Below are 21,440 nucleotides of genomic sequence, written 5' to 3' on the forward strand. Positions count from 1 at the left end.
TCAGACTAATGGAAACCAGCTGCCGACGGCGTTAGCTACCTCCCACCGGTCATCTGCTCTTCCCAGCAAGGTTACAGAGTCGCCCATGTTCCCAGACCTAACGATACCTGCTCCAGTTGGCGTCAAGATAGCATCGCCGGACGCTGCGATGATATTCACTTCGAGAGGAGCGTTCACAGAGAACGTATAGCTGCGGCCCGATTTCGCCTTGGGGAGTGTGTAGCTTACGGCAGCCGTTGCTCCGGAATTGTTAATTTTAAATCCAAGGTAGGATAGGCTTATTGCTCCAGATAATGGTAGAGCAATCGTGAGTTGGGGTTGATTTCGTATGAGCACATTCTCAGAAATTGGCTCAACCTCAAACGCAGCTAGCGTGGCTCCATTAGCTTTACAATTGACATAACTGATGTTTTTAATGGTTTCGTTCACTTTCTTCTTAGTTGTAAATCCTCGTAAGGTTTGTGAGAGCAGACGATCATCAATAGCTTCACACTCGTAATAGTAAGCATTGCCAATGGAGAGTCGGGATTCGGTCGTGAGGCTTGTAATAATAAAGGAGGAGCCTAGAGCATATTCATAATTCAGATCATTATTGCTATTGCTGTTGTAGGCTATACAGCGGATATAAGTAGTTTTTACGCTTTCGGCAGAGCAGGATAGTTCCGCAAAGCCGCAATACAGGTCTTTTTCAGCGCGGCAGTCGATGAACTTAATTTCTCCCTGAGCCCCGCTATTGGCGGCGTCATTGCCGTAGCTGACAACAAAGCCGTAAGTATTGCCACGAGAGATACAATTTTGAAAGAGTATGTCTATTTTCTCGTTGGAAGCCTTCAATTTCTTCACCATCGATACAAATCCGCGGCCTTTGTTGTTCTCGGAAAGACAATGGATAAACCTGACATTCTTGAGCATTTCCAGATTGTTCGTGTTGTTAGGCTCAATATCTACACCTGCCTGAGGGGACGTTCCGCTCGTATTGGAGAATGTACAATGCTCTACAAGGAGCCCATCGACACTGATGACAGATAATCCTTGTCTACGATTATTGTTGGCTACACAATCGCGCAGCACAACATTTTTGCAATATGGTAATGTGGCTTCGTAATTGCCAATATAGAATCCATCCCCACCACTGTCATTTGCATTAATTTGTTCAATCGTAATATTGGAGGAGCCGCTAATGTCAAAAATATGGGCTTGCTCGCCTGATGAGTAAGCAGCCTTATTCATCCGAAATGTCGCCCCGTTGCCATAAATGATAATGTCCGTCACGTTTTTCATGCGAACCAATCTCTCATAGGGAGTAGTCCTCAGTAAGGTATCGATAGCCTGAATGACAGTTCCGTGTTCAAATTCGATAGTGATATGACTCGGAAAAATAAGCTGCCCGGATAAATAGTAATTGTTTTTGTGAAGCGGGATATAGAGCTTCTTCCCTACAGATGCATTAAGAGCATTTTGGAGAGCTACTGTATCTTCCGTTACTCCATCCCCTTTGGTTCCGAACCAGGAAGACAGCAGCATATCGTCGTACAATCGTTTGAAGCGCTTACCTCCAGTGGACACAACAACGGTGCCTGTATTGTCGAGAGAAGAAGTGTCAGTCGCATCATAGTGAAAAAATCCTCGTTTGCCCTCATCGGTAACATAATAGATGTCGTCAACAGAAGGTGCTGTCTCCAGCCGTAAAGCCTGCAATGAGATGGGAATGCAATGATTACTTACAATGGTTTCCTCTAAAGACAGGCCGGAATTGTTATAGACGGCGTTCGTCACGGAAGCATTACCATAGGCGACGGATAGCCTCGAACCCGACAGCCAACCCCTTGTCGCCATTGCGACTCCAGCAAGACCTAGAGAAGCCAGAAGTTTACGTCTGCTGATTGGAGCTTTGGATACCTGTACAGGCTCGTTTGGCGAGTTCTCATGCATAACGACATCTTCCGAAACGGGATGTTTATTCACTGGATTTGACATTGTTTATTCTCCTTCCCTCTTGTTAACGCATCGATTTGGGCTTACCGATAACGGGGAACGCTACAACTTCCTAGGTCAGTTCCACTAACATACAGGCCGTCAAAGCAGCTGACCAATGAAAGTCCCGGACCACATCCATCTTTTTCCTTATATCATATAAAACGGATGGTGGCCCCTTACGATCACAAGCAATAGGAGGAACACGATCCGAGGAGTCGAAATATTCGAAGATCACCCCGAATCGTTCATAATAAGTTTGAACCATCTGAATCGTTTGCCGGGCTAGTTGATCCGCTTCCACTTTTCTTCCCTGCCTCTTTAATCCGATGTAGACGAGGTAGTTCGTATTAATCCATACCGGTCCTCTCCACATGTCTGTGCCGTACTCCGCTTCCGAGGCTGCTGTGGTGGGGATTGGAAACTTCGTTTGGAAATGGTCCGGATCCTGAAGCAAGGAGACTAGCCGTTGCGTATGCTCCGGGGGCAATCCGTCCAGAAGCAAAGGCAAAAATCCGCTCACCGCCTTCACTCTGGAGAGATTCCCATCCATATCTCTATCAAAATAAAAGCCTTCTTTTTCATCCCACAGGCTGCTATGAATTTGGCTGCGTACATTGGCCGCCTTCTGCTTCCATTCGTTCGCTAAATCGATGTCCCCAACCTCATCTGCAATGAGTCCGATATAATGAGCATCGTGAGCGACGAATACTGAAAAATCAACCGCATCCAGCAAAGCCGCACGATCAAACCGTGGAGAATTATCCATCCCTGACTCACCGGAACGGCATAACGGATTGCCCTCAATCATCCACTCTAGAAGCCCATTACCATTACTGTCACGGTTCGCAATATCCCAGGACAGATAGTGTATCAGCCGAGGAAGCGCATATCGCAAATCGGCTTTACGCTTCGTATGGAGATAATTTTCCCATACCCCCCATGCGAGGACAGGAGGCTGCGTCATATTCGAGCTTGACCCATCCACTTTGGTCGTATGTGGAATCATTCCGTCTTCTTGCTGCGTATCCAGCACCGATTTCAAAAAATTCCACGCGATCACAGGGTCCACCCAATTCATCGCAAAGGTATGAAACACGGAGTCCCACAGCCACATCGCTTGATGGGGAACACGATCCGGTGTGGACCAGTGCTGAAGAATAACTCCTTCGGCTGCAAGCGTATTCACTTTCATCACACTAAAGCATTTGAGCAGTAGCCTCTCCATCAGAGGGTCTTCCAATCGGGGAGCATGCCGATAAAACTTCATCCGGTCTTCCGCTTCCTTCCAGATATCGGACGCCATTCCTTTCACAGCCCGCTCGGCTGCTTCTTCCACTCGGCTTCCGTAAGCCAGCGCCCAACGTTCCTCGTGTCTAAGCAGTACAACAGCATCCTGACCATCCACTGATTCCGTAACCAGAAGCGTATCCTTCCACCGAACCTCACCGCCGTCTTCCTCTTCAAAACGCAGCTGCATGTCCACGGTTACGGGAGCTGTTCCAACTAGCGTGTGCCAACTCTGAAATACTGCAAGCAGCGGACCCGCTTCCAGGTCTGCTAAGAAGACGTCACCCGTTGCAATTTGAACGGTTCCGGGAAAAGCAGCTTTAAATTCCAGCCATCTCTGTTTTGGAGTATGGAACAGCAAGCTGTAATCGTTAGCTCCTACTGTAGCTACAAATCGAGAGCTTGAATGCGTCGGTCCGTCATATCCGGAAAATGCAAACAATGCTCCTTCCATCCACAAATTAGGTATATTGTGTTGAACCTGCATCCATGTCTTGCTCTTCAAATAACTCTCTCCCTTATGAATTGCTTTATTGATGCCTTAATTATCGCGCAATTCAAACAACGTATTCTATAGAACAATCTGCGCTTTCCTTACAAGATTTTGCTCCTTTTTCCTCATTTCGGATGTAAGTAAGCTATGTTATAATAACTATCATCTGGTTGACAAGGCGGTGGTCCGAATTGGATGCTTTGAAGAAAATCGAACCCTTCGAAGGAAAGCGCTTTCCATTACGTATGACGGAAGTGAAGAGCTCCTATCATTTGGTAAGACCTCACTGGCACGATCACCTTGAATTTATTCATCTTTTGGAGGGCACTGTTCAGGTCCATATTGACAACCGAACCTTCATCGTGGATGCGCCGGCTATTCTTTTTATTAACAGCTGCAAGATTCATTCGATGCAAGCATTGCACGGCAAAAGCTGTACCATTCGCGGTATTATTTTTGATATGTCCCTATTAGCCGGCTCCTTGGAGCATTCCGAATCTCAGCATGTGTACGCCCGATTTATACAAACCGCTCCCATATTGGAGCCGATTGTCCCCCTCTCATCCGATATGGAATGAATTATTTGTCCATTTTGAATTGGCCTACCAAGAATACTCCATGCAAGCGATCGGCTGTGAGCTAATTATTAAATCCTCCCTTTATCGCATGATCATCCCTATCCTCCGGGGCTATCAACGAGAAACATGCCTTAACAAAGATTTGGGTAAAAGTCTCGCTCACTACAAACGCCTCAAGCCCGCTATTGATTTTATCGAATCTTGCTACGATCAAAAAATTTATACCGACACACTTGGTGCGCTGGTGAACATGAGCCCGTTTCATTTTACCCGTTTCTTTAAAAAAGTGACCGGAATCACTCCCACGCTGTTCATAAATCGTTATCGAGTAGAGATGGCTAAACGGCTATTGATTCAGCAGGATTTGACGATTACGCAAATTGCAGAGCGCACAGGCTTTTGTAACGTCAATTATTTTGACAAGGTATTCAAGGAAATGAATGGGTTTACCCCGCTTGAGCTAAGAAAACAATTCACTGAGGGATAAATCCATGCTTACTATACCTGAAAATACAACAGCCAGCTAAGCTTTCTAGCACCTTGCAAGACCTGCTCCTCCATTTGATTCCAGGTCTGTTCATCCAATCGGCTTAACGGAATGGAAATACTCATGGCTGCTACAATTTCCTGCTTCGCATTCACGATGGGAGCGGCAACGCATTGAATCCCTTGCACTGCTTCTCCCTTGCTATAAGAAATCCCTGTCCGGCGAATCTCATGAAGCTGCTTCAATAGCTGATCCATGTCGGACAAGGTATGATCGGTAAGAAGACCAAGACTTTGGCTTTCGTACATTGCTGCTATCTCCTGATCGGGCATTGCACTTAGAAAAAGCTTACCCATAGCGGTCGTATGAAGCGGAAGCTGCATACCCAAATGAGAAACAAAACGAACTGGATGCGTGCTTTGCTTTTCCGCTATATAGAGAATGTTCCTGTCACTTCGGATGGATAAATATACGGCTTCATTAACCTCAGAGACGATCTGCTGCGCGATGGATTGAAACTCTGCGGTCAGATTCGTATGCTGCGCGTATTGGGCGCCGATTTGAAAGATTTTATAGCCAAGATGAAACAGCTTGCCATGCTCATCCTTCTCCAGGTACCCCCGGTGAACGAGATTTTGTACAATTTTGAAGACACTGCTCGCGGGTAGCTCGAGACGTCGTGAAATGTCCATTAGACTTAATTCACGCACTCCCGCTTCTGCGAACAATTCAAATATATCCAAGACGCGATCGGCCGATTTGACCGTCGAGCTTGATTTTTCCGATGTACTCATAGATGCATCCGTCCTTTAGTCGAAAAGTAATTTGCCGAATCGGGCGGCCAAGTGAAAGGAAGGATGATAGGTAGGCGACCATGCCCAATAGCGTCGAACCCCAGCGGCATCCTCGTCGATGCGATAAAAATTTATTTTCCAGCATTGGCCATTGAGAGGTACTCCATCAAAGCTGCTGAAAGGTAATTTAATCTGATATTCAAGATCACCATTCTGGAGCGGAGTGACCGAAGTGACCATCCCCTCCATATTCCAGGAGGTATTCACCTTCAGCCCCTGAGCATTCTCAGGATAGTTATCGTTAGTAATGGCGGCGTCAAAAATAACATTGCGTGGACTCACTTCAATCTCTTTGTACCGCGATCCGTCCCCACATTCATCGATAAAGATTTCCACGACATCCTCTTTATATAGCGGGTCGTCCCTTTGCGTGTAGGAAGAAACGATTATTCCGTCCTCCTCACAGTAAAAGCGGACGTGCAGCTCATAGGCACTCCGGCAGCATTGAACATAAGTACGCAGGGCAGGCTGAGCTCCAGTACGGCAATCCGATAGTTCTATCCTCGGAATGGCATCCCAGTCGATGAAGCCAGGCGGCTCTTCCAACACTAAAGGGCAGCGATATACATAAGGAAGATTGCTATTCGGAGTCTGCATGAGCTCCAGCCCCATCAAGCACTCTATCGGAAGCCGTCGGGGCGAGTGCAATCACATCGATTTCTACCAGAATGTCAAAATTCAGATCGCAGTAAATCGTAGTTCTGGCAGGAAACGGATACGAAAAAAAGCTCCCATAAATTTCGTTGAACTCCTCATAATGCGCCCTTTCCTTCAAATAGACGTTAACTTTGACCACATCATCCAAGGTGGCACGGGCTTCATGCAGGATGCTTTGGATATTATGCAGCGTCTGGTTGATTTGTCCCCTTAAATCAGAGCTGACGATTTGCCCTGTGTTTGGATCTATTCCCCCCTGGCCGGATACATATATAAACCCTCCCGCTTCAATGGCGGAGCTAAAAGGTTTCCGGTTGTTTTCTTGTCTCGACACCGTTTTTTTCATCTAGAATCGCTCCCTTCCTTTATTGTCATGCAAAAACGCCCAGCACCTTCCCGCAACCTCCGTCCGGAAGGTTTCGACTGCCCCCGTGTCTGCCATAGTGACATAGCAGGTGCGACCATCCACACCACCAAAGGTTAAGTTCGTACATTGCTTTCCGAGTAACGTAATTTCTCTGATTTCCTTGCCCTGTGGGGAAAGTACGGCAATCGTCCCCTTTCCGAAGCGTGTCACGTACACATTTCCTTCTACGTCACAGCGCATGCCGTCCAGTCCATAGTCAGTAAATTCGTAGAACAGCCGTTTATAACTGATCTGACCGTCCACCGTCAAATCGTATTTCCATATTCTTCTTTGAACGGTTTCGTTCACGTACAAGGTTGTTTCGTCATTACTGACTTCAATACCGTTTGTGGTACCCATTCCAAATTCCAGCAGCTCGTCTTTTCCATTCTCGTCAATACGCCAAAGGTTCCCATCCGATTGCTTCCAATTCGGATCACTGGCAAACCAAATGCCACTCCTTGTTACAGCGAGGTCATTAGGCTGGTTCATCGCGGGCTGCTCCATGAAAGTATCGATCTCCCGTGTTTGCATATCGACGCGTAATATACGATGTCCGGTATAGTCGGCTATAAACATTTGACCCGATGGATGAAAGCGAATCGCATTCCCGGTAGCTCCTGCAGGAAGCTCAAGAAACAGACGACTGTCTCCTTGAGGAGTGACCACTCCAATCGTATGCCTTCTGGCATAATTTACAGCATACAAATTACCGTCCCTGTCGCAAGCAGGACCTTCAATGCCAGAAGTAAATACATGCGGTTTTGTCAAAAGGCGGCTTTTATACAGCACGATTCTCGCCTCTCTTCCTTATCTCTACACCTGATTATTGTGGGCTAGCTTCTGTGCAACCCGTTCTACCGCGGACAGAGTCTTATCTATTTCTTCCTGTCCATGAGCTGATGAGACATACCAGAGCCCATTGGGACGAACGAGTACCCCTTCGTGCAGCATCTCCTCCGCAAATCGTGTATACAGTTTCATATCCCGAAGATTAAACGTATCGAAATCATTCACTTCCGTTCTATCAATAAACATGACATGAAACACCGGACCTAGTTGATTGACAACGACTTGATGACCGTTACGGGCAAGTAGCGATCGAATGCCATCTGACAGACGGATTGCGGTGTTCTCCATCTCCTTGAGCACTTGTCCTTCTTCCTTCGATAGCTCTTCAATGACTGCTAATCCAGCTGCTGTTGACAGTCCGTTGCCATTAAGCGTACCGAGGTGCATGACAGTGCCTTCTTCGATGAGACTCATAATCTCTCTCTTGCCTGCTACTGCGCTTAAAGCAATTCCCCCACCTAACGCTTTACCGATGGTGACAAGATCTGGAAGGATGCCAAAGCGTTCATGCGCCCCACCAAGCCCCATGCGAAATCCGGTGATCACCTCATCCCAGATGAGTACGATGTCTAACTTTGAAGTCAACTCGCGCATGAATTCCATATAGCCTGGCTTGGGTGCAATACAGCCCGAATTACACATAATGGGCTCTGTTATGACGGCTGCTATCTCATGATGATGTTTGGTTAGCGTCTCTTCCAAAGCTTCAGGATCGTTCCACGGCAAGAGGATGATATCCTGCAGACTGCTGCGGCTTTGTCCGTTTGTTCCCGGGATGATATCCGAGTTCCCTTCTGTCTGGCCTGCAGAGGAAAAGTCCGGGCTAGGGAAAGATGTAAAAATAGTGTCCGACCATCCATGATAATGACCATAGAATCGGATGATTTTTCTTTTTGAGGTATATGCTCGAGCTAGTCGCAGTGCGAGCATCACTGCTTCGGTACCCGAGCCGCTAAAAGCCACTTGCTCGGCGCAAGGCAATATTTCCGTTAAACGCCGGCCCAATTGAATCTCTCCGTCGTGCTGCATGCCGTAGGTGCTCCCCCTCTGCATGGCTTCGACGATTCGTTCGTTGAACCCGCGATGGGCATGACCCAAGATCAGAGGGCCATATGCCAGCATATAATCAATGTATTCATGGCCGTCCACATCTTGAATTATCGCTCCGTATGCTTTGTGTACGTACAAGGGTGTCGGCTTCATCGAAACCCGAAGACTGCTGGATACTCCTCCCGCTACATATGCTTTTGCTTCTTGATATTTATCCATCGATTGTTTGTATCGGTTCATTCTGCATGCTCCTTTTCAAATGAATTCCATGGAAAAACAGATGGAGGTAAATGACGATAAGGGAGACTTTCCAGCGAAGAGGTACAACAGCCCGGCGTGTCCACCTCGATAACCTTCTTGGCGTAGGATCCAAAGGCGCTAATCCAAGCTACTGCCGATTTCACTACAATGATATGAAACAAAGAAGGATGCAGCCCTAATGATTCAACATGCCCTATATCCCAGGGAGGCACCCGTTCGGAAGTAAGAACAAGGGTCACTGGACCTGCTTCAACAACGGCCGTTGTTCCCATAAATGCTATAGTACCCTTCATGTAAGGCCCCCTATGTGTATACATTCCGTCAAAAAGCAGCCGGATCTTCCCCTCAACAGGAACCGGCTTGCCGTGCAGGCTGTCACTTTTACCACCAACCTTATACGAGAAGAGCTCGCCTACACCTTGTTGACATGCGAATGTAACTGCTTCTGGGTCTCGGATAACGATCAGACTTCTTACAGGGAGCCTTATAAGCTCATGCAGCAGATGTGTAGCATCAGCCGGGGAACCGCCGCCTACATTATCGGACCCTTCCACCAGAATGACGGGTCCCTCATTGGCTTCCAGAACAGATCGCATTGCAGACGACACACTTACCACTTCAGCTTGAAACTGATCCCGTAGAGACCAGGCTAGGTGAGCCAGCTCATCCGCATAGCTTTGTGCAAGGGCTTCCCTCCCGTTGGTCGTCACCACAAAGCACATGCCCGCAAAAGGGACGTCGCTGTACGGAAATCCACCGCAAACGGTTACATTCAGTACGTCAGGGTCACGCTCCATTGCAAATGCCTTCTCCATGATCTGCTTCATGACACCTTGTGTCGTGATCATTTTTTGAGGAACTACAAGCATGTTCGGTCTTGCCAATATCATCACAGGCTGAATCTCTCCGTGAATTTGGCGAACCAGCAGCTGCAAAGCTTCCATCCCGCGTTCATAAGCATCGATATGAGGGTAAGTGTCATAACCGATGAGCAAATTACACAACCGGGACATGTTTGATCCCAGATTGGCATGCAGGTCCACAGTGACAGCAATGGGAATCTCTAAACCAATGCGGCTTCTGATGGCCTCCAGTATAGATTCCTCCATATCGGGGCAGCTCTCAGATACCATCGCTCCATGAAGGATAACGACCCAACCATCAAGCCCCGGTTGAATCGAATGTGTCAGCTCCTGCAAAATATGCCTCGCAGCCTCATCGGACACTATTCCTCCAGGCGTCGCCGAAACATACAAACCAGGCACAAGAGTTATTGAGTCTTGCAGCGCTGCATCGATCACTCCTCCCATCGTAGTTCGGGTATGCTGGAATAGCTCCATGAAGGCAGCTTCCCCCAGCGTACAACAATGGCTGAAGTCACTCCAGTGCGTTAAACCTGGTGCAAACGTGTTCGTTTCATGGTAAACACCCACGACCCCAATTCGTAACGGTTCTGACATGCAAAGCTCACCCGCCTTCACGTCCTAATGAATTATAAATTTATTAAATTATGGAATTTATTGTAGCACGAGCATTCATTTTACATCAAGAAAATTATTTTATATTTGGAAAATATTCTGAGTATAACAACATAGTGTTCCTTATTGATCAACTGGTGGTTGACAATAACTTGATGTTTACCACTAGATCGCATGAAAAAAACACCGCCTTCTAGAGGCGATGTGATTGTTTAAGTATATGATTTAATATGGTCAACCTGTTCAGTCGTTAATTATTTTTCTTATTAGTCAAATCATCGACATTCTTTTTTCCTTCATCCATTATATCGTCATAAACCTTATTTCCACTTTTAGATACTTCGTCATATAAATGTTTCCCGGTATCGCGAGCATATTTCCATGCGAAATTCTTGCGTTCAGTTATTTTTTTAAAGAGCTCGCTACGGGGGAAAGCATTTCCGTTTTTAGTTTCTAGATATTTAAGGGCTGCTAGCAGATTAGAATTTTCTTTGTTCACTAAACCTTGCATCGTTTCTTGTGTTTTATTGATTGTTCCCTGTTTTTGTTCTTTTTTTATATTAGCCTCCCCTGCTCCTTTTTCCTTCCATATCGTCCACTCACCTCGTAATTTATCATACGTTTTATTCAGATAATTTTTTAGTGCTTCGTCATTATCAACGGAAGTAAATTCTCCACCACCAGATGTTGCAACCTGTCGAAGCAGTTTTTGTCCTTCATTATCCACATCAAAACCAATAATATTCACAACAGTCTTAACTTTTGATTGATTGAGTTCTTTTGCAATTTGTACTGGATTACCTTCACATGTTTCAATTCCATCACTTACCACATATACAATCGAATCGGTTGTCTCAGGATTAATATCTTGTTTTACAGATTTCAGAGCATTCGCAATTGGTGTCCATCCAGCTGCGTTTACACCTTGAAGTGCCTCTTTTATTTGATTTGTCTGCTCACCTTGACCATGAAAGATTTCTTCTGTACTGTTACATGATAATTGTTTATCTTTCTGATCTCCTGTTCCTTTATGTCCATATACCCGTAAAGATACCTCTGCATTTTTTGGTAATTTATCTGCGAAGCTCTGTATAGCTTCTTTTGCAGAATCCATTTTTGATTTTCCACTGATCTCCGCTTTCATGCTGCCACTGGCATCAAGTAAGATTGAAATGTGTAACTTCTTACTTGTCGGTAATGTAATCTTAGCATTAGGTCGTTGATTATCGACTTTAACTTCGGTCTCAAAATTAATGAAAGTGGTCACATAAGTGCGATAGTCTTCAGCCAATAGGAGGAGTAGTTCTTCCTTATATTGATCAGCTGTCAAATCACTTGGTAATTGATCCAGAGCCTCCTGAACTTTCTGTTCATTATAATTTGAACCAGCAAACCGTCCCGGAGGTTTCATTAATATTTGTTCATCTGTTAAGGAAGTCTGAGGTTCAATTTGTTTTGATTCCACTGGACTCTCAATTTCCGGGTTGGGTTCACTTTGAACTGAATCTGATGGGGTCTGAATTTCTGTGGTTGCTTTACTTTGATTTGAATCTAATGTGTCTTGATTTTTTGAGGCATTCTTTACTGTTTCTTCACCACAACCAACAAGGAATACGATAAACATTACAAATATTAAGATAGACCTTCGAATTATCCATTCACCTCCGATTAATACTCTTTTTATATAATCACATTATTATCGATCCAGCCGAAGTTCATTTGATAACCGCGCGGCTTCTAGAATATACCTGTTAGCCCCAACAATTCAGCCACTTTCGGTATTATTCTCAGGAAGTTCCTCGGTTAATGGTTTTCTGACTTTGTCTAAAAACCTCTCTTCCGAAGCCCCGAACATTTTATAATTATGCCTTGCTTCGTTCAAAGAAATCTTGTTTGCGCCTATTGATAAATCTGGATTATTGTGGGCAACAGAATCATACTGCCAATAACAAACATCACAAATATCAAAGTCACCTTCAACCGTAAAAAAACCGCAACATGGGCATTTCTGAGTATCCATCTTCATTACCTCTCTTTATTTGGGTGCGTATCTACTAATCTGCTCTAGCCAATAGTTCATTCCATCAACGGGTTTATAATAGGTTGAGACTCCTCCGTACTGATTAATGATCCCAAATTCATTTGTAGCAGTATCGTACCTGAAGTATGTTCCTTCATTTGATACAAAAGACTGGGTTGTTGATGTAGGGGTTTTTTCTAGAAAGTTTCTTGCATCCTGTAAATATTGATCTGCTGAATCGTAGCCGTGCTTACTGACATGTTTCTCTAATGTACTTTTTCCTTTCCCATTTATAAAATCTACTTCTGGGTTTCGTGTTCCATTATAAGCCTTCCCAGTATAACGTGTCCCCTCATCGACTTTATCCTTATCCTTATCCTTATCCTTATCCTTATCCTTATTCGGAGTATCATCATCAGACCTCTTAGTATCGTTAGGGTGATTATCCAGGCTTTTGCTGTCATTCTTCGGAGTTTTCGGATTATCCGGCACGTCCAATTTCGGCTTCCGGGAACCGAGCTTATCTAGAAGCTTGCGCACATAGCCGCGCCCTTTCTTCCCCGCCCATTTTAACGCTTTGCCGAATGGGATTCGGCTTAGTGCAATGCCTCCCGCCACGGAAAGCACATTTTCTGGAGTCAGCAGCTTCCTCGGATCGCGGATGTAACCGGCAATCTCATGTCCGCTTCCGGCAATTCCAGCCGCCGTCATCGCAAAACCAAAAGCCGGCCAAAATCCTACGAACAGCAGAGATAAAGCAAGGGCCCCGAGCACGATCGCGCCCTGTTCATACCATGCCAGCCGATCCCACCAGTTTTGCAGCGAATCGAACATGCAGGCGAAACATGCTGTTTCCCCGCCTCCCGTTTGAACCCCAATGTTTGTAAACAGACCGGCAACAAGCAAAATGACCGCGATTCCGGTCAACGCTTGGCAAAGAGCTTTCACCCGCTTCAGGATAGGTTCTTGCCTGCCTGCCGCTTCCTCGTTACCGTAAAGCAAATGAAATCCTAGTTCCCTGCGCTCCCTGTAAAAATTGAGCCAATAAATAAATTTCTCCCGGTCCAGACAAAGAGAACGGATCATATTCCACAGCTCCGTGAACGGATTAAGAAGCGGCTCGTTCGGCAGCGACGGAAGGCGATTTCGTATTTTGTTCAGCGACCAATAATCGGCAACGAGTGATGCGGCTAGCATCAACAAGAATGTCGGCTGGGTTTTATAACCACTGCCGGTCCAATCATGAAGACGGAACACCCACCCAGGCAGCTTGTGCTGGCCGTTATAAGCCGCGTGATCCAGGATCGACCAAAGCAAAATGATTGCCGGTAACAGAAAAACCCATTTCGTCCATCTTGCCCGCAGCCGATAGGCAATTCCGCACGCAAGTGCGATCATGGCGGTATGTACGGGATGACCAACGGTCATTAGTGTAGGAAAAATACTTTCCTCGAAACGCCCGGGAAACAGCGAAAAAAAGTCCCAATGGATCGTTTCGCCGCCCAGCATCGTAAAGCTATAACCGAACTTTTTTGCAAGAATGCCAGTACTAAGCCACCTTCTGGAAAGCTCCTCCATCAGTTGGAAGCCGACGCCGGTCGCCGCTCCGATGAGCGTATAATCGCTTAAACTTAAGGCGGAAGCTCTACGCGAGAACAATAGGAATATGCCAAGCGGGAGGAGCTTCCACAATTCCTCGAAAATGGGTGTGATAACAGCCATGGACCAAGTGTCGGAAGTTTTACCTCCAAAAAGCACATGCAGAGCATTGAGCGTAAGCGTCGTGAACGGTACGACAAGAAAAACGCCTGCGAGTACGAATAAAACAATCGACTTCCACGGCATGGTCTTGCTTCGGCACAGAAACCAAAACTGCAGCAGTACATAAAACGACCATAAATATTGAACCATCATGGTGCGCGATTCTTTAACGAAAAACAAGCTTAAAACAAACAGGATTAGTGACAACCAGGAAAAAATCACATACACCGTTTTTATAAACGGATATTTCTCAATCCATGCTTGGCAAGTTAGGTAGATGGCCTCATAGAAATCTCGAATTCCGGTTCGAATGGACCCTAGCGTATTCACTACGGTCGCCTCCTTTAAAAGCCAACCTCGTGCGTGCGGGACGTCTCCCCTGACGACGGTCCGGCCATGAGTAAACAACTGAATTCATGAAAACCGTGGTCACCGATCGATCGGAACGGAGGTTCATAGAACAACACCCGCAACATATAACTAACTTATTTCTAACGGGATACCATTATTATAGTTATTCTTATAAAATATGACAAAAGGCGCTGGTCTCAAATCTCGATTCATAAAAACCCGGGAAACCTGGTTTAAGCTGTCCCATTTTGGTTCATCTGTCATATATACGTAAAAACAGGCTGCCATGGCAGCCTGTTAGTTTATTTGAACTACTTATTTTGTGTTTGCAAAATCCCTTGCAGGATAACCTCTATTCCCCAACGAAACCTCTCTTGGTCTCCTGAGAACATCTCCTCTTTCAAACCGGCAAGCATCGGATATCTTAACACATCCAACGATTGGTAAGATGAATAGATTGAATCTAATGTTGTCCCTTTCTGATCGCGACTAGCTTGCTCGAAAGCTACGGAAGCAGTATAGAAAAGCAATAGATCTACTCCCCACGCGGCAGACGTGGAACGGATTCCACCTGCATGCAAGCGTCCCAGGATATACTCTGTAATGGCTAAAGAGTGAGGTCCTATTGGTATGGTTGTTAGAGAGAGCTCTGCGATACCCGGCGATTCGTATAGAATCTTTAGGTAAGAGCGTAGCACATCATAAAGATCGTTTTTCCAAGAATCTTCTTGAGTATCTGATGGCAGCACAACCTCGTTCAGCCCATAGTCAAGCACATAAGCGCTTAGCTCCTTAAGGTTCGTTACATATACATAAAGCGATGAGGGGCCTGTATCCAACGCTTTGGCGATCTTGCGCATACTAAGGCCGGACATGCCTTCGTTCTTTAACAATTCGAAGGCCGTCTTCACAATAATATCTTTGCTTAGCGGCTCCTTCGCAGGCCGCGAACGACGACTAATGACAGTACGATTTGGATTATTCATAATTCCCTTATAGCATACTTGTATGAATTAGTAAATCTTAAGCCGGGAATATTATGGTTGTTCATGATATGAGTTCATTAAAGCCGCCAGCTTAGACGCAGCATCATCAGAGAAGCAAAGCTCTAGATTATCATACGATTCCTGGGCCGATTCGGACGAATAGTTGTACATTTTCTCCTCGTAAGCCTCAACCGCCTTGTTAATATCGGTATGCTTCACAATGGACAACGCGAGCTCCGCGGCATCCAGCATAGCCATGTTCACACCTTCACCAGCAAAAGGAGACATGAGGTGAGCAGCATCGCCAATCAATGTTACCCCTGGTTTATGAGTCCACTTAAGGCCTGTAGGCAGCATATAGATGCGTCGTGGGAGCATAGGACCATCGGCAGATTGAATATAATTCCGCAGCGTCTCATTCCAATCATGAAAATGCTCCAAAAGCTGATCCTTAGCTTGCTCTGGCTGATCGAACGGAATGCCGCAAGTATCTAGCCATTCTTGTTCTACTCGAAACGCCGCATAGACGCAGATACGACCATCACCATTCAACTGCCCCACTATCCCCTTATGATCGGATAGAGCAAACAGCTTCCCGCGTCTGTTAAACGCAGCAATCTCAGGATGCGCAACAGCGACATTATCCAGGTAGAGCTCAACCATACTAAGACCAGAGTAAGCCGGAACAGAATCCGTTAATAGCGGGCGAATACGGGAAAAAGCACCATCAGCACCAACGACCAGATCATAGGTTTCTATCTGCCCGTTCTCAAAGTGAAGCTCATACATGCCATTTTCCAATGCGACCGCTTGGTCCAACTTATGCCCCCAGCGAATACAATTAGGATCTATAGAGTTTAACAACAGCTCACGCAGCGTTCCACGATCGATTTCCGGGCGGCCCCCTCCATCAGGTTCAGCTATCTCGTCCATATACACTTTACCGGTTTTATCAAGAAGTCGGAAATCTTCTCCTTCATAGCGGGCGAGTGCTTTGAATTGTTCTAATAAGCCTGCCTCACTTAATGCCCATTGACCGGAATCGTGATGGATGTCTAATGAACCACCTTGCTGACGAGCGGAGGGGGATGCCTCACGTTCATAGATGACGGTCTTTATACCATGCTGCTGAAGAATTCTTGCCAATGTCAGCCCGCCTGGCCCTGCACCTACGATTGCAATTCGTTGCTGTTCCTTTGATTTTATAGTTTCATTTGTCATGATTATCAACACCTCTGAATTTAGATTATAAATGCCTTGATCTAGTTATATCATAACGAACACTGTTCGTAAAGAACTGTGTTCGTTATTGGTAAAAAATTATCATGGTTCTCTTGTCCCAGATATTGTCCTACTCGACAAAGAACCAATGTACTTTAGTTAATAAAAAAAGGCTTGAATCCTCCGGGAAGAATTCAAGCCTTATGTTTTATTATTCCGTTACAATGCCATGTACCAGTAATGGAGCCTCGGCATGATCTGCGATACGGATATTGGTATAGATCATATCAATGACATCCTGCACTTCTTGTCGATTAGCATGAATGGTCACTAGAGACTCGCCGGCTTTAACCGTGTCACCGATTTTCTTATTCAACATCAGACCTACGGCGAGGTCGATTTCCGACTCCTTCGTCGCCCGGCCAGCCCCAAGCAGCATAGCGGCGGTGCCTATTTCATCCGCAATGATCTCAGCGACAACTCCATCTTCCTTTGCCAGCACTTCGATCTGATAAGCGGCCTGCGGGAGTTTCTCCGGATGATCTACTACGGATGGATCTCCACCCTGGTTCTCAATAAACGATTTGAATTTCTCCAACGCTTTGCCGTTGCGGATAACTTCTCTGAGCATCTCTTCCGCTTCTTCAAGCGACGAGGCTTTGTTAGCCAAGAATACCATTTGACGTCCAAGGGCAAGGCAGAGCTCCTCCAAGTCCTTCGGCCCATTACCCTGTAATGTATCGATGGCCTCCTTCACTTCCAGTGCATTCCCTATAGCGTATCCAAGGGGTTGGCTCATATCGGAGATGACAGCCATCGTTTTGCGGCCAACATTATTGCCGATGCGCACCATGGCTTGTGCAAGCTCCTTCGCATCTTCGGCAGTCTTCATGAAGGCGCCTGCCCCCGTCTTCACATCCAACACGATAGCGTCGGAACCCGCAGCAATCTTTTTACTCATAATAGAGCTTGCAATAAGTGGAATGGAGTCAACAGTAGCCGTTACATCGCGCAGAGCGTATAGCTTCTTATCTGCCGGTGTCAAATTCCCCGTTTGGCCGATAACCGCAATTTTATGTCGGTTCACCAAATCTACGAATTGTTCCTTGCTGATCTCCACATGGAAGCCTTCGATAGCTTCCAGTTTATCGATCGTTCCTCCGGTATGTCCAAGTCCACGGCCTGACATTTTGGCTACTGGAATATCCAGCGCAGCTACGAGCGGTGCCAAGACCAATGTAGTCGTATCACCAACGCCACCAGTAGAATGTTTGTCCACCTTCACACCTTCAATCGCTGACAAATCAATTGTTTCCCCGGAATTGACAATGGCCATGGTCAAGTCTGCCCGTTCCCGCTCCGTCATGTCCTTGAAGAATATCGCCATGGCTAACGCGCTTACCTGATAATCAGGAATTTCGTTCTTCGTATAGCCTTCTATAATGAAATTGATTTCTTCGGTTGTTAGTTCTTTCCCATCGCGTTTCTTCTCAATTAGATCCACCATTCTCATCGTTTTGTCTCTCCTCCGCTAGTATAATTGAACAGATCTAAGTATTCGTTACTTCTTAAAGTGAAATAGCTGTGTCTAACGCTACTTCCATCATCTCATTGAATGTATTCTGACGTTCTTCAGCTGTCGTTTCTTCTCCTGTCAGCAAGTGGTCGCTTACAGTCAAAATCGTCAAAGCATTCACACCGAGCTTCGCCGCGAGCGTATAGAGCGCAGTCGTTTCCATCTCCACTCCTAGAACTCCGTGATCCATGAGTTTTTGAACGATCGATTTATCGTCACGATAAAATACATCAGAACTAAAAATATTACCTACGTGCAGCTTCATTCCCTTAGCTGTTCCACGATCATATGCTGCCTTCAGAAGCGGGAAGCTTGCTATCGGAGAATAATCGAAGCCACCGAAGACATGCCGGTTGATGCTCGAATCCGTGCAGGATGCTTGCGCCAAAATGACGTCACGCACTTTTACATGCTCCTGCATTGCGCCGCAGGTGCCAACGCGAAATAAATTTTTAACGCCGTATTGGCTAATGAGTTCGTTAGCATAAATACTGATCGATGGAATTCCCATCCCCGAGCCTTGTACTGAAACACGTTTGCCTTGGTAAGTTCCAGTAAAACCAAGCATCCCCCGGACCTGATTGTAGCAAATCACATCTTCCAGATAGGTTTCGGCTATATATTTGGCCCGCAGCGGATCGCCTGGGAGTAGAATCGTTTCAGCAATCTCGCCTTGCTTAGCCCCAATATGAACGCTCATTATGGTATCCTCCTAAAAATTATTTCAGTTCCTTCAAAAAGCTCGTACCATGTTCAGGTAAAGCTACGCCAAAATTCTCTGCCACCGTAGCCCCAATATCCGCAAACGTTTTGCGAAGCGGAAGCTCTTTACCGCCCTGAGCAAAGCTAGGAGAATATACAAGAAGAGGTACAAACTCTCGGGTATGATCCGTTCCGCGATAAGTCGGATCATTGCCATGATCGGCTGTAATGATCAAGAGATCTTCATCATTCAGCTTGCTGAAGACTTCCGGCAGCCGGGCATCGAACTCTTCCAGTGCCTGCCCATATCCTTGTGGATCGCGACGATGTCCGAATAATGCGTCAAAATCCACGAGGTTTATAAAGCTTAGCCCTGTAAACGATTGATCCAGCAAAGAAATCAGCTTATCCATTCCATCCATGTTGGAAACCGTACGAATGGATTGGGTTACCCCTTCTCCGTCATAAATGTCAGATATTTTGCCTAATGCGATGACATCGAAGCCGGCATCCTTTAGTGTGTTCATTGCCGTAGGACCGAATGGCTTCAAAGCATAATCATGACGGTTAGCCGTACGGGTAAAATGTCCCACTTCTCCTATGAAAGGACGAGCAATGATTCGACCAAGCATGTACGGATCGTCCAACGTAATCTCACGGCAAAATTCGCAAATCTCATACAGCTCTTTCAATGGAACAACATCTTCATGCGCCGCTATCTGAAGCACGGAATCGGCGGAAGTATAAACAATCAGAGAGCCGGTCTTAACATGCTCTTCTCCAAGCTCTTCAATAATTTCCGTACCGCTGGCCGGCTTGTTGCCAATCACCTTGTGTCCGGTCTTCTCTTCTATCCTGGCAATTAGCTCAGGAGGGAAACCGTCTGGAAATACCCTGAACGGAGTATCGATGTAGAGACCCATAATTTCCCAATGGCCTGTCATCGTATCCTTGCCGCTCGAAGCTTCCTGCATTTTGGTGTAATAAGCTAAAGGCTTCTCAGCTTTAGAAACGCCTTGAATTTCTTGAATGTTGGACAAGCCCAGCTTGGCCATATTAGGCATATTTAGCCCTCCCCGTTCACGGGCAATATGACCTAACGTATCGACGTCATAATCGTCAAACTGAGCAGCGTCTGGCGCTTCTCCTATCCCAACCGAATCCATCACGATGAGGTGAACTCTTTTAAACTGAACCATTATAACGGCTCCTTTTACTCTAATTTAGATTACAGGAACAGTCCTGCAATTGTAGCTGACAACACACTTACCAAAGTGGCACCGTACAACAATTTCAGACCGAAGCGAGCAACCACATTCCCTTGTTTTTCATGCAATCCTTTAACAGCACCGGAGATAATTCCGATAGATGAGAAATTCGCGAAGGAAACAAGGAATACCGATACGATACCTACTGTCCGTGCGGACAACGCGGTATGTTTGCCGAGATCCAGCATGGCTACAAATTCATTGGATACCATCTTGGTAGCCATAATGCTTCCAGCCTCGACGGCTTCTTTCCATGGAACTCCCATCATGAAAGCGAATGGTGCAAATACATAACCGAGCATCTCCTGGAATGAAACTCCGAAAATACCCGTAAAAATTCCGTTGATCAGGGCAATAATGGCAACAAAGCCGATCAACATCGCCGCAACTGTGATAGCTACCTTGAAACCATCCATAATATACTCGCCGAGCATTTCAAAGAATGACTGCTTTTCCTCACCCTGAACCACAAGAATATCTTCATCCTTAGAGATGACATAGGGGTTCAGGATCGAAGCTATAATGAAACCGCCGAACAGATTCAATACGAGTGCGGTCACGACATACTTGGGATTAATCATTTGCATGTAGGCACCAACAATAGACATGGATACGGTCGACATTGCGGATGCGCACAACGTATATAACCGCTGTTTCGGCAGCAAGCCGATTTGCTTTTTAACGGAAATAAATACTTCGGATTGACCCAATATCGCGGAAGCTACGGCGTTATAGGATTCCAGTTTACCCATACCGTTTACTTTACTCAATACCAGACCAATATATTTAATAATGAAAGGCAAGATTTTGGTGTATTGCAGAACTCCGATAAGAGCGGAGATAAAGACGATCGGCAGCAGGACAGACAAGAAGAAAGGGGCTTGTCCTTCATTAGCAATACCGCCAAATACAAAGTTAACACCTTCCGCTGCATAAGACAAAAGCTTCTCAAATATTGATGCAAACCCGCCGATGAGAAACTCCCCTACACCGGTATTGAGCAAAGCAAATGCGAGCAGCGCTTGTAAAACGACCATAACCAACAGCGGGCGATAACGAATATTACGTCGATCGTTACTCACTGCATAAGTTAAAACGAAAACGACCAGCACACCTAAAACGGCAACTAAATATCTCATGATGTCATCCTCCAAAGTAGTGTAAATTAAGTATGC

At 45.9% G+C, this 21,440-nt stretch carries 19 protein-coding genes; 2 read left to right on the forward strand and 17 right to left on the reverse strand.

Annotation, left to right across the window (positions count from 1 at the left end):
• Together QMA13_RS18035 and QMA13_RS18040 are read right to left on the reverse strand one after the other, a co-directional pair.
• Complete coding sequence (locus tag QMA13_RS18035) at positions 1 to 1,977, reverse strand: right-handed parallel beta-helix repeat-containing protein (protein WP_282943109.1); 1,977 nt, start codon at positions 1,975 to 1,977, stop codon at positions 1 to 3.
• A gap of 70 nt (positions 1,978 to 2,047) precedes the next feature.
• Complete coding sequence (locus tag QMA13_RS18040) at positions 2,048 to 3,769, reverse strand: amylo-alpha-1,6-glucosidase (protein ID WP_282943111.1); 1,722 nt, start codon at positions 3,767 to 3,769, stop codon at positions 2,048 to 2,050.
• Positions 3,770 to 4,002: 233 nt separating this feature from the next.
• Here QMA13_RS18040 and QMA13_RS18045 point away from each other — a divergent pair, with 233 nt between their 5' ends.
• Entirely contained in the window at positions 4,003 to 4,335 is a 333-nt protein-coding gene (locus QMA13_RS18045) for an AraC family ligand binding domain-containing protein (RefSeq protein WP_282943113.1), read from the forward strand.
• A gap of 19 nt (positions 4,336 to 4,354) precedes the next feature.
• Positions 4,355 to 4,822 carry a helix-turn-helix domain-containing protein gene (locus QMA13_RS18050; protein WP_282943115.1) on the forward strand — a complete coding sequence of 156 codons (468 nt, stop codon included), beginning with the start codon at positions 4,355 to 4,357 and terminating at the stop codon, positions 4,820 to 4,822.
• Positions 4,823 to 4,833: 11 nt separating this feature from the next.
• Here the strand turns inward: QMA13_RS18050 and QMA13_RS18055 are convergent, their stop codons facing one another.
• The 15 genes from QMA13_RS18055 to QMA13_RS18125 all read right to left on the reverse strand — a co-directional run bounded on the left by QMA13_RS18055 (position 4,834) and on the right by QMA13_RS18125 (position 21,404).
• Positions 4,834 to 5,616 carry an IclR family transcriptional regulator gene (locus QMA13_RS18055; RefSeq protein ID WP_282943118.1) on the reverse strand — a complete coding sequence of 261 codons (783 nt, stop codon included), beginning with the start codon at positions 5,614 to 5,616 and terminating at the stop codon, positions 4,834 to 4,836.
• A gap of 15 nt (positions 5,617 to 5,631) precedes the next feature.
• Entirely contained in the window at positions 5,632 to 6,273 is a 642-nt protein-coding gene (locus QMA13_RS18060) for a carbohydrate-binding family 9-like protein (RefSeq protein ID WP_282943120.1), read from the reverse strand.
• The gene (locus QMA13_RS18065) at positions 6,257 to 6,679 is read right to left on the reverse strand and encodes a RidA family protein (RefSeq protein WP_282943122.1); all 423 of its coding nucleotides are present in this window, start codon (positions 6,677 to 6,679) and stop codon (positions 6,257 to 6,259) included. Before QMA13_RS18065 ends, QMA13_RS18060 begins: the two co-directional genes overlap by 17 nt.
• Complete coding sequence (locus QMA13_RS18070) at positions 6,680 to 7,510, reverse strand: SMP-30/gluconolactonase/LRE family protein (RefSeq protein ID WP_282943123.1); 831 nt, start codon at positions 7,508 to 7,510, stop codon at positions 6,680 to 6,682.
• 45 nt (positions 7,511 to 7,555) lie between these two features.
• Positions 7,556 to 8,881, reverse strand: coding sequence for an aspartate aminotransferase family protein (locus tag QMA13_RS18075; RefSeq protein ID WP_282943124.1), 1,326 nt, complete (start codon positions 8,879 to 8,881; stop codon positions 7,556 to 7,558).
• The gene (locus tag QMA13_RS18080) at positions 8,878 to 10,362 is read right to left on the reverse strand and encodes a M81 family metallopeptidase (RefSeq protein ID WP_282943126.1); all 1,485 of its coding nucleotides are present in this window, start codon (positions 10,360 to 10,362) and stop codon (positions 8,878 to 8,880) included. The genes QMA13_RS18075 and QMA13_RS18080 overlap by 4 nt, the downstream gene beginning before the upstream one ends.
• Before the next feature lie 268 nt (positions 10,363 to 10,630).
• Complete coding sequence (locus QMA13_RS18085; RefSeq protein ID WP_282943128.1) at positions 10,631 to 12,004, reverse strand: vWA domain-containing protein; 1,374 nt, start codon at positions 12,002 to 12,004, stop codon at positions 10,631 to 10,633.
• A 141-nt stretch (positions 12,005 to 12,145) separates the two neighbouring features.
• Positions 12,146 to 12,400: a CPCC family cysteine-rich protein gene (locus QMA13_RS18090; RefSeq protein ID WP_282943129.1), complete on the reverse strand. Its 255-nt coding sequence runs from the start codon at positions 12,398 to 12,400 to the stop codon at positions 12,146 to 12,148.
• A 15-nt stretch (positions 12,401 to 12,415) separates the two neighbouring features.
• Positions 12,416 to 14,491 (reverse strand): PrsW family glutamic-type intramembrane protease, encoded by a 2,076-nt coding sequence (locus QMA13_RS18095; RefSeq protein ID WP_282943131.1) that lies wholly within the window; start codon positions 14,489 to 14,491, stop codon positions 12,416 to 12,418.
• A gap of 332 nt (positions 14,492 to 14,823) precedes the next feature.
• Positions 14,824 to 15,498: a TetR/AcrR family transcriptional regulator gene (locus QMA13_RS18100; RefSeq protein WP_282943133.1), complete on the reverse strand. Its 675-nt coding sequence runs from the start codon at positions 15,496 to 15,498 to the stop codon at positions 14,824 to 14,826.
• Positions 15,499 to 15,549: 51 nt separating this feature from the next.
• On the reverse strand, positions 15,550 to 16,719 hold the full coding sequence (locus tag QMA13_RS18105) for an FAD-dependent oxidoreductase (protein ID WP_282943134.1): 1,170 nt from the start codon (positions 16,717 to 16,719) through the stop codon (positions 15,550 to 15,552).
• Positions 16,720 to 16,930: 211 nt separating this feature from the next.
• A complete protein-coding gene (locus QMA13_RS18110) occupies positions 16,931 to 18,232 on the reverse strand; it encodes a pyrimidine-nucleoside phosphorylase (protein WP_282943136.1) in 1,302 nt (433 codons plus the stop codon).
• 55 nt (positions 18,233 to 18,287) lie between these two features.
• Positions 18,288 to 18,995: a purine-nucleoside phosphorylase gene (gene deoD, locus QMA13_RS18115; RefSeq protein ID WP_282943138.1), complete on the reverse strand. Its 708-nt coding sequence runs from the start codon at positions 18,993 to 18,995 to the stop codon at positions 18,288 to 18,290.
• A gap of 19 nt (positions 18,996 to 19,014) precedes the next feature.
• Positions 19,015 to 20,196: a phosphopentomutase gene (gene deoB, locus QMA13_RS18120; protein ID WP_282943140.1), complete on the reverse strand. Its 1,182-nt coding sequence runs from the start codon at positions 20,194 to 20,196 to the stop codon at positions 19,015 to 19,017.
• A gap of 29 nt (positions 20,197 to 20,225) precedes the next feature.
• Entirely contained in the window at positions 20,226 to 21,404 is a 1,179-nt protein-coding gene (locus QMA13_RS18125) for a NupC/NupG family nucleoside CNT transporter (RefSeq protein ID WP_282943142.1), read from the reverse strand.
• Between the last annotated feature and the right edge of the window lie 36 nt (positions 21,405 to 21,440).

Source organism: Paenibacillus sp. RC67 (genome assembly GCF_030020805.1).
Taxonomy (GTDB): Bacteria; Bacillota; Bacilli; order Paenibacillales; family NBRC-103111; genus Paenibacillus_S.

What these genes read in the sequence shown, in the direction of transcription:
- QMA13_RS18055 (WP_282943118.1), bottom strand. Translation starts at nt 5,616, where the DNA reads ATGAGTACATCGGAAAAATCAAGCTCGACGGTCAAATCGGCCGATCGC.
- QMA13_RS18045 (WP_282943113.1), top strand. Translation starts at nt 4,003, where the DNA reads ATGACGGAAGTGAAGAGCTCCTATCATTTGGTAAGACCTCACTGGCAC.
- QMA13_RS18060 (WP_282943120.1), bottom strand. Translation starts at nt 6,273, where the DNA reads ATGCAGACTCCGAATAGCAATCTTCCTTATGTATATCGCTGCCCTTTA.
- deoB (WP_282943140.1), bottom strand. Translation starts at nt 20,196, where the DNA reads ATGGTTCAGTTTAAAAGAGTTCACCTCATCGTGATGGATTCGGTTGGG.
- QMA13_RS18125 (WP_282943142.1), bottom strand. Translation starts at nt 21,404, where the DNA reads ATGAGATATTTAGTTGCCGTTTTAGGTGTGCTGGTCGTTTTCGTTTTA.
- QMA13_RS18080 (WP_282943126.1), bottom strand. Translation starts at nt 10,362, where the DNA reads ATGTCAGAACCGTTACGAATTGGGGTCGTGGGTGTTTACCATGAAACG.
- QMA13_RS18105 (WP_282943134.1), bottom strand. Translation starts at nt 16,719, where the DNA reads ATGACAAATGAAACTATAAAATCAAAGGAACAGCAACGAATTGCAATC.
- QMA13_RS18100 (WP_282943133.1), bottom strand. Translation starts at nt 15,498, where the DNA reads ATGAATAATCCAAATCGTACTGTCATTAGTCGTCGTTCGCGGCCTGCG.
- deoD (WP_282943138.1), bottom strand. Translation starts at nt 18,995, where the DNA reads ATGAGCGTTCATATTGGGGCTAAGCAAGGCGAGATTGCTGAAACGATT.
- QMA13_RS18110 (WP_282943136.1), bottom strand. Translation starts at nt 18,232, where the DNA reads ATGAGAATGGTGGATCTAATTGAGAAGAAACGCGATGGGAAAGAACTA.
- QMA13_RS18075 (WP_282943124.1), bottom strand. Translation starts at nt 8,881, where the DNA reads ATGAACCGATACAAACAATCGATGGATAAATATCAAGAAGCAAAAGCA.
- QMA13_RS18065 (WP_282943122.1), bottom strand. Translation starts at nt 6,679, where the DNA reads ATGAAAAAAACGGTGTCGAGACAAGAAAACAACCGGAAACCTTTTAGC.
- QMA13_RS18090 (WP_282943129.1), bottom strand. Translation starts at nt 12,400, where the DNA reads ATGGATACTCAGAAATGCCCATGTTGCGGTTTTTTTACGGTTGAAGGT.
- QMA13_RS18035 (WP_282943109.1), bottom strand. Translation starts at nt 1,977, where the DNA reads ATGTCAAATCCAGTGAATAAACATCCCGTTTCGGAAGATGTCGTTATG.
- QMA13_RS18085 (WP_282943128.1), bottom strand. Translation starts at nt 12,004, where the DNA reads ATGTTTATCGTATTCCTTGTTGGTTGTGGTGAAGAAACAGTAAAGAAT.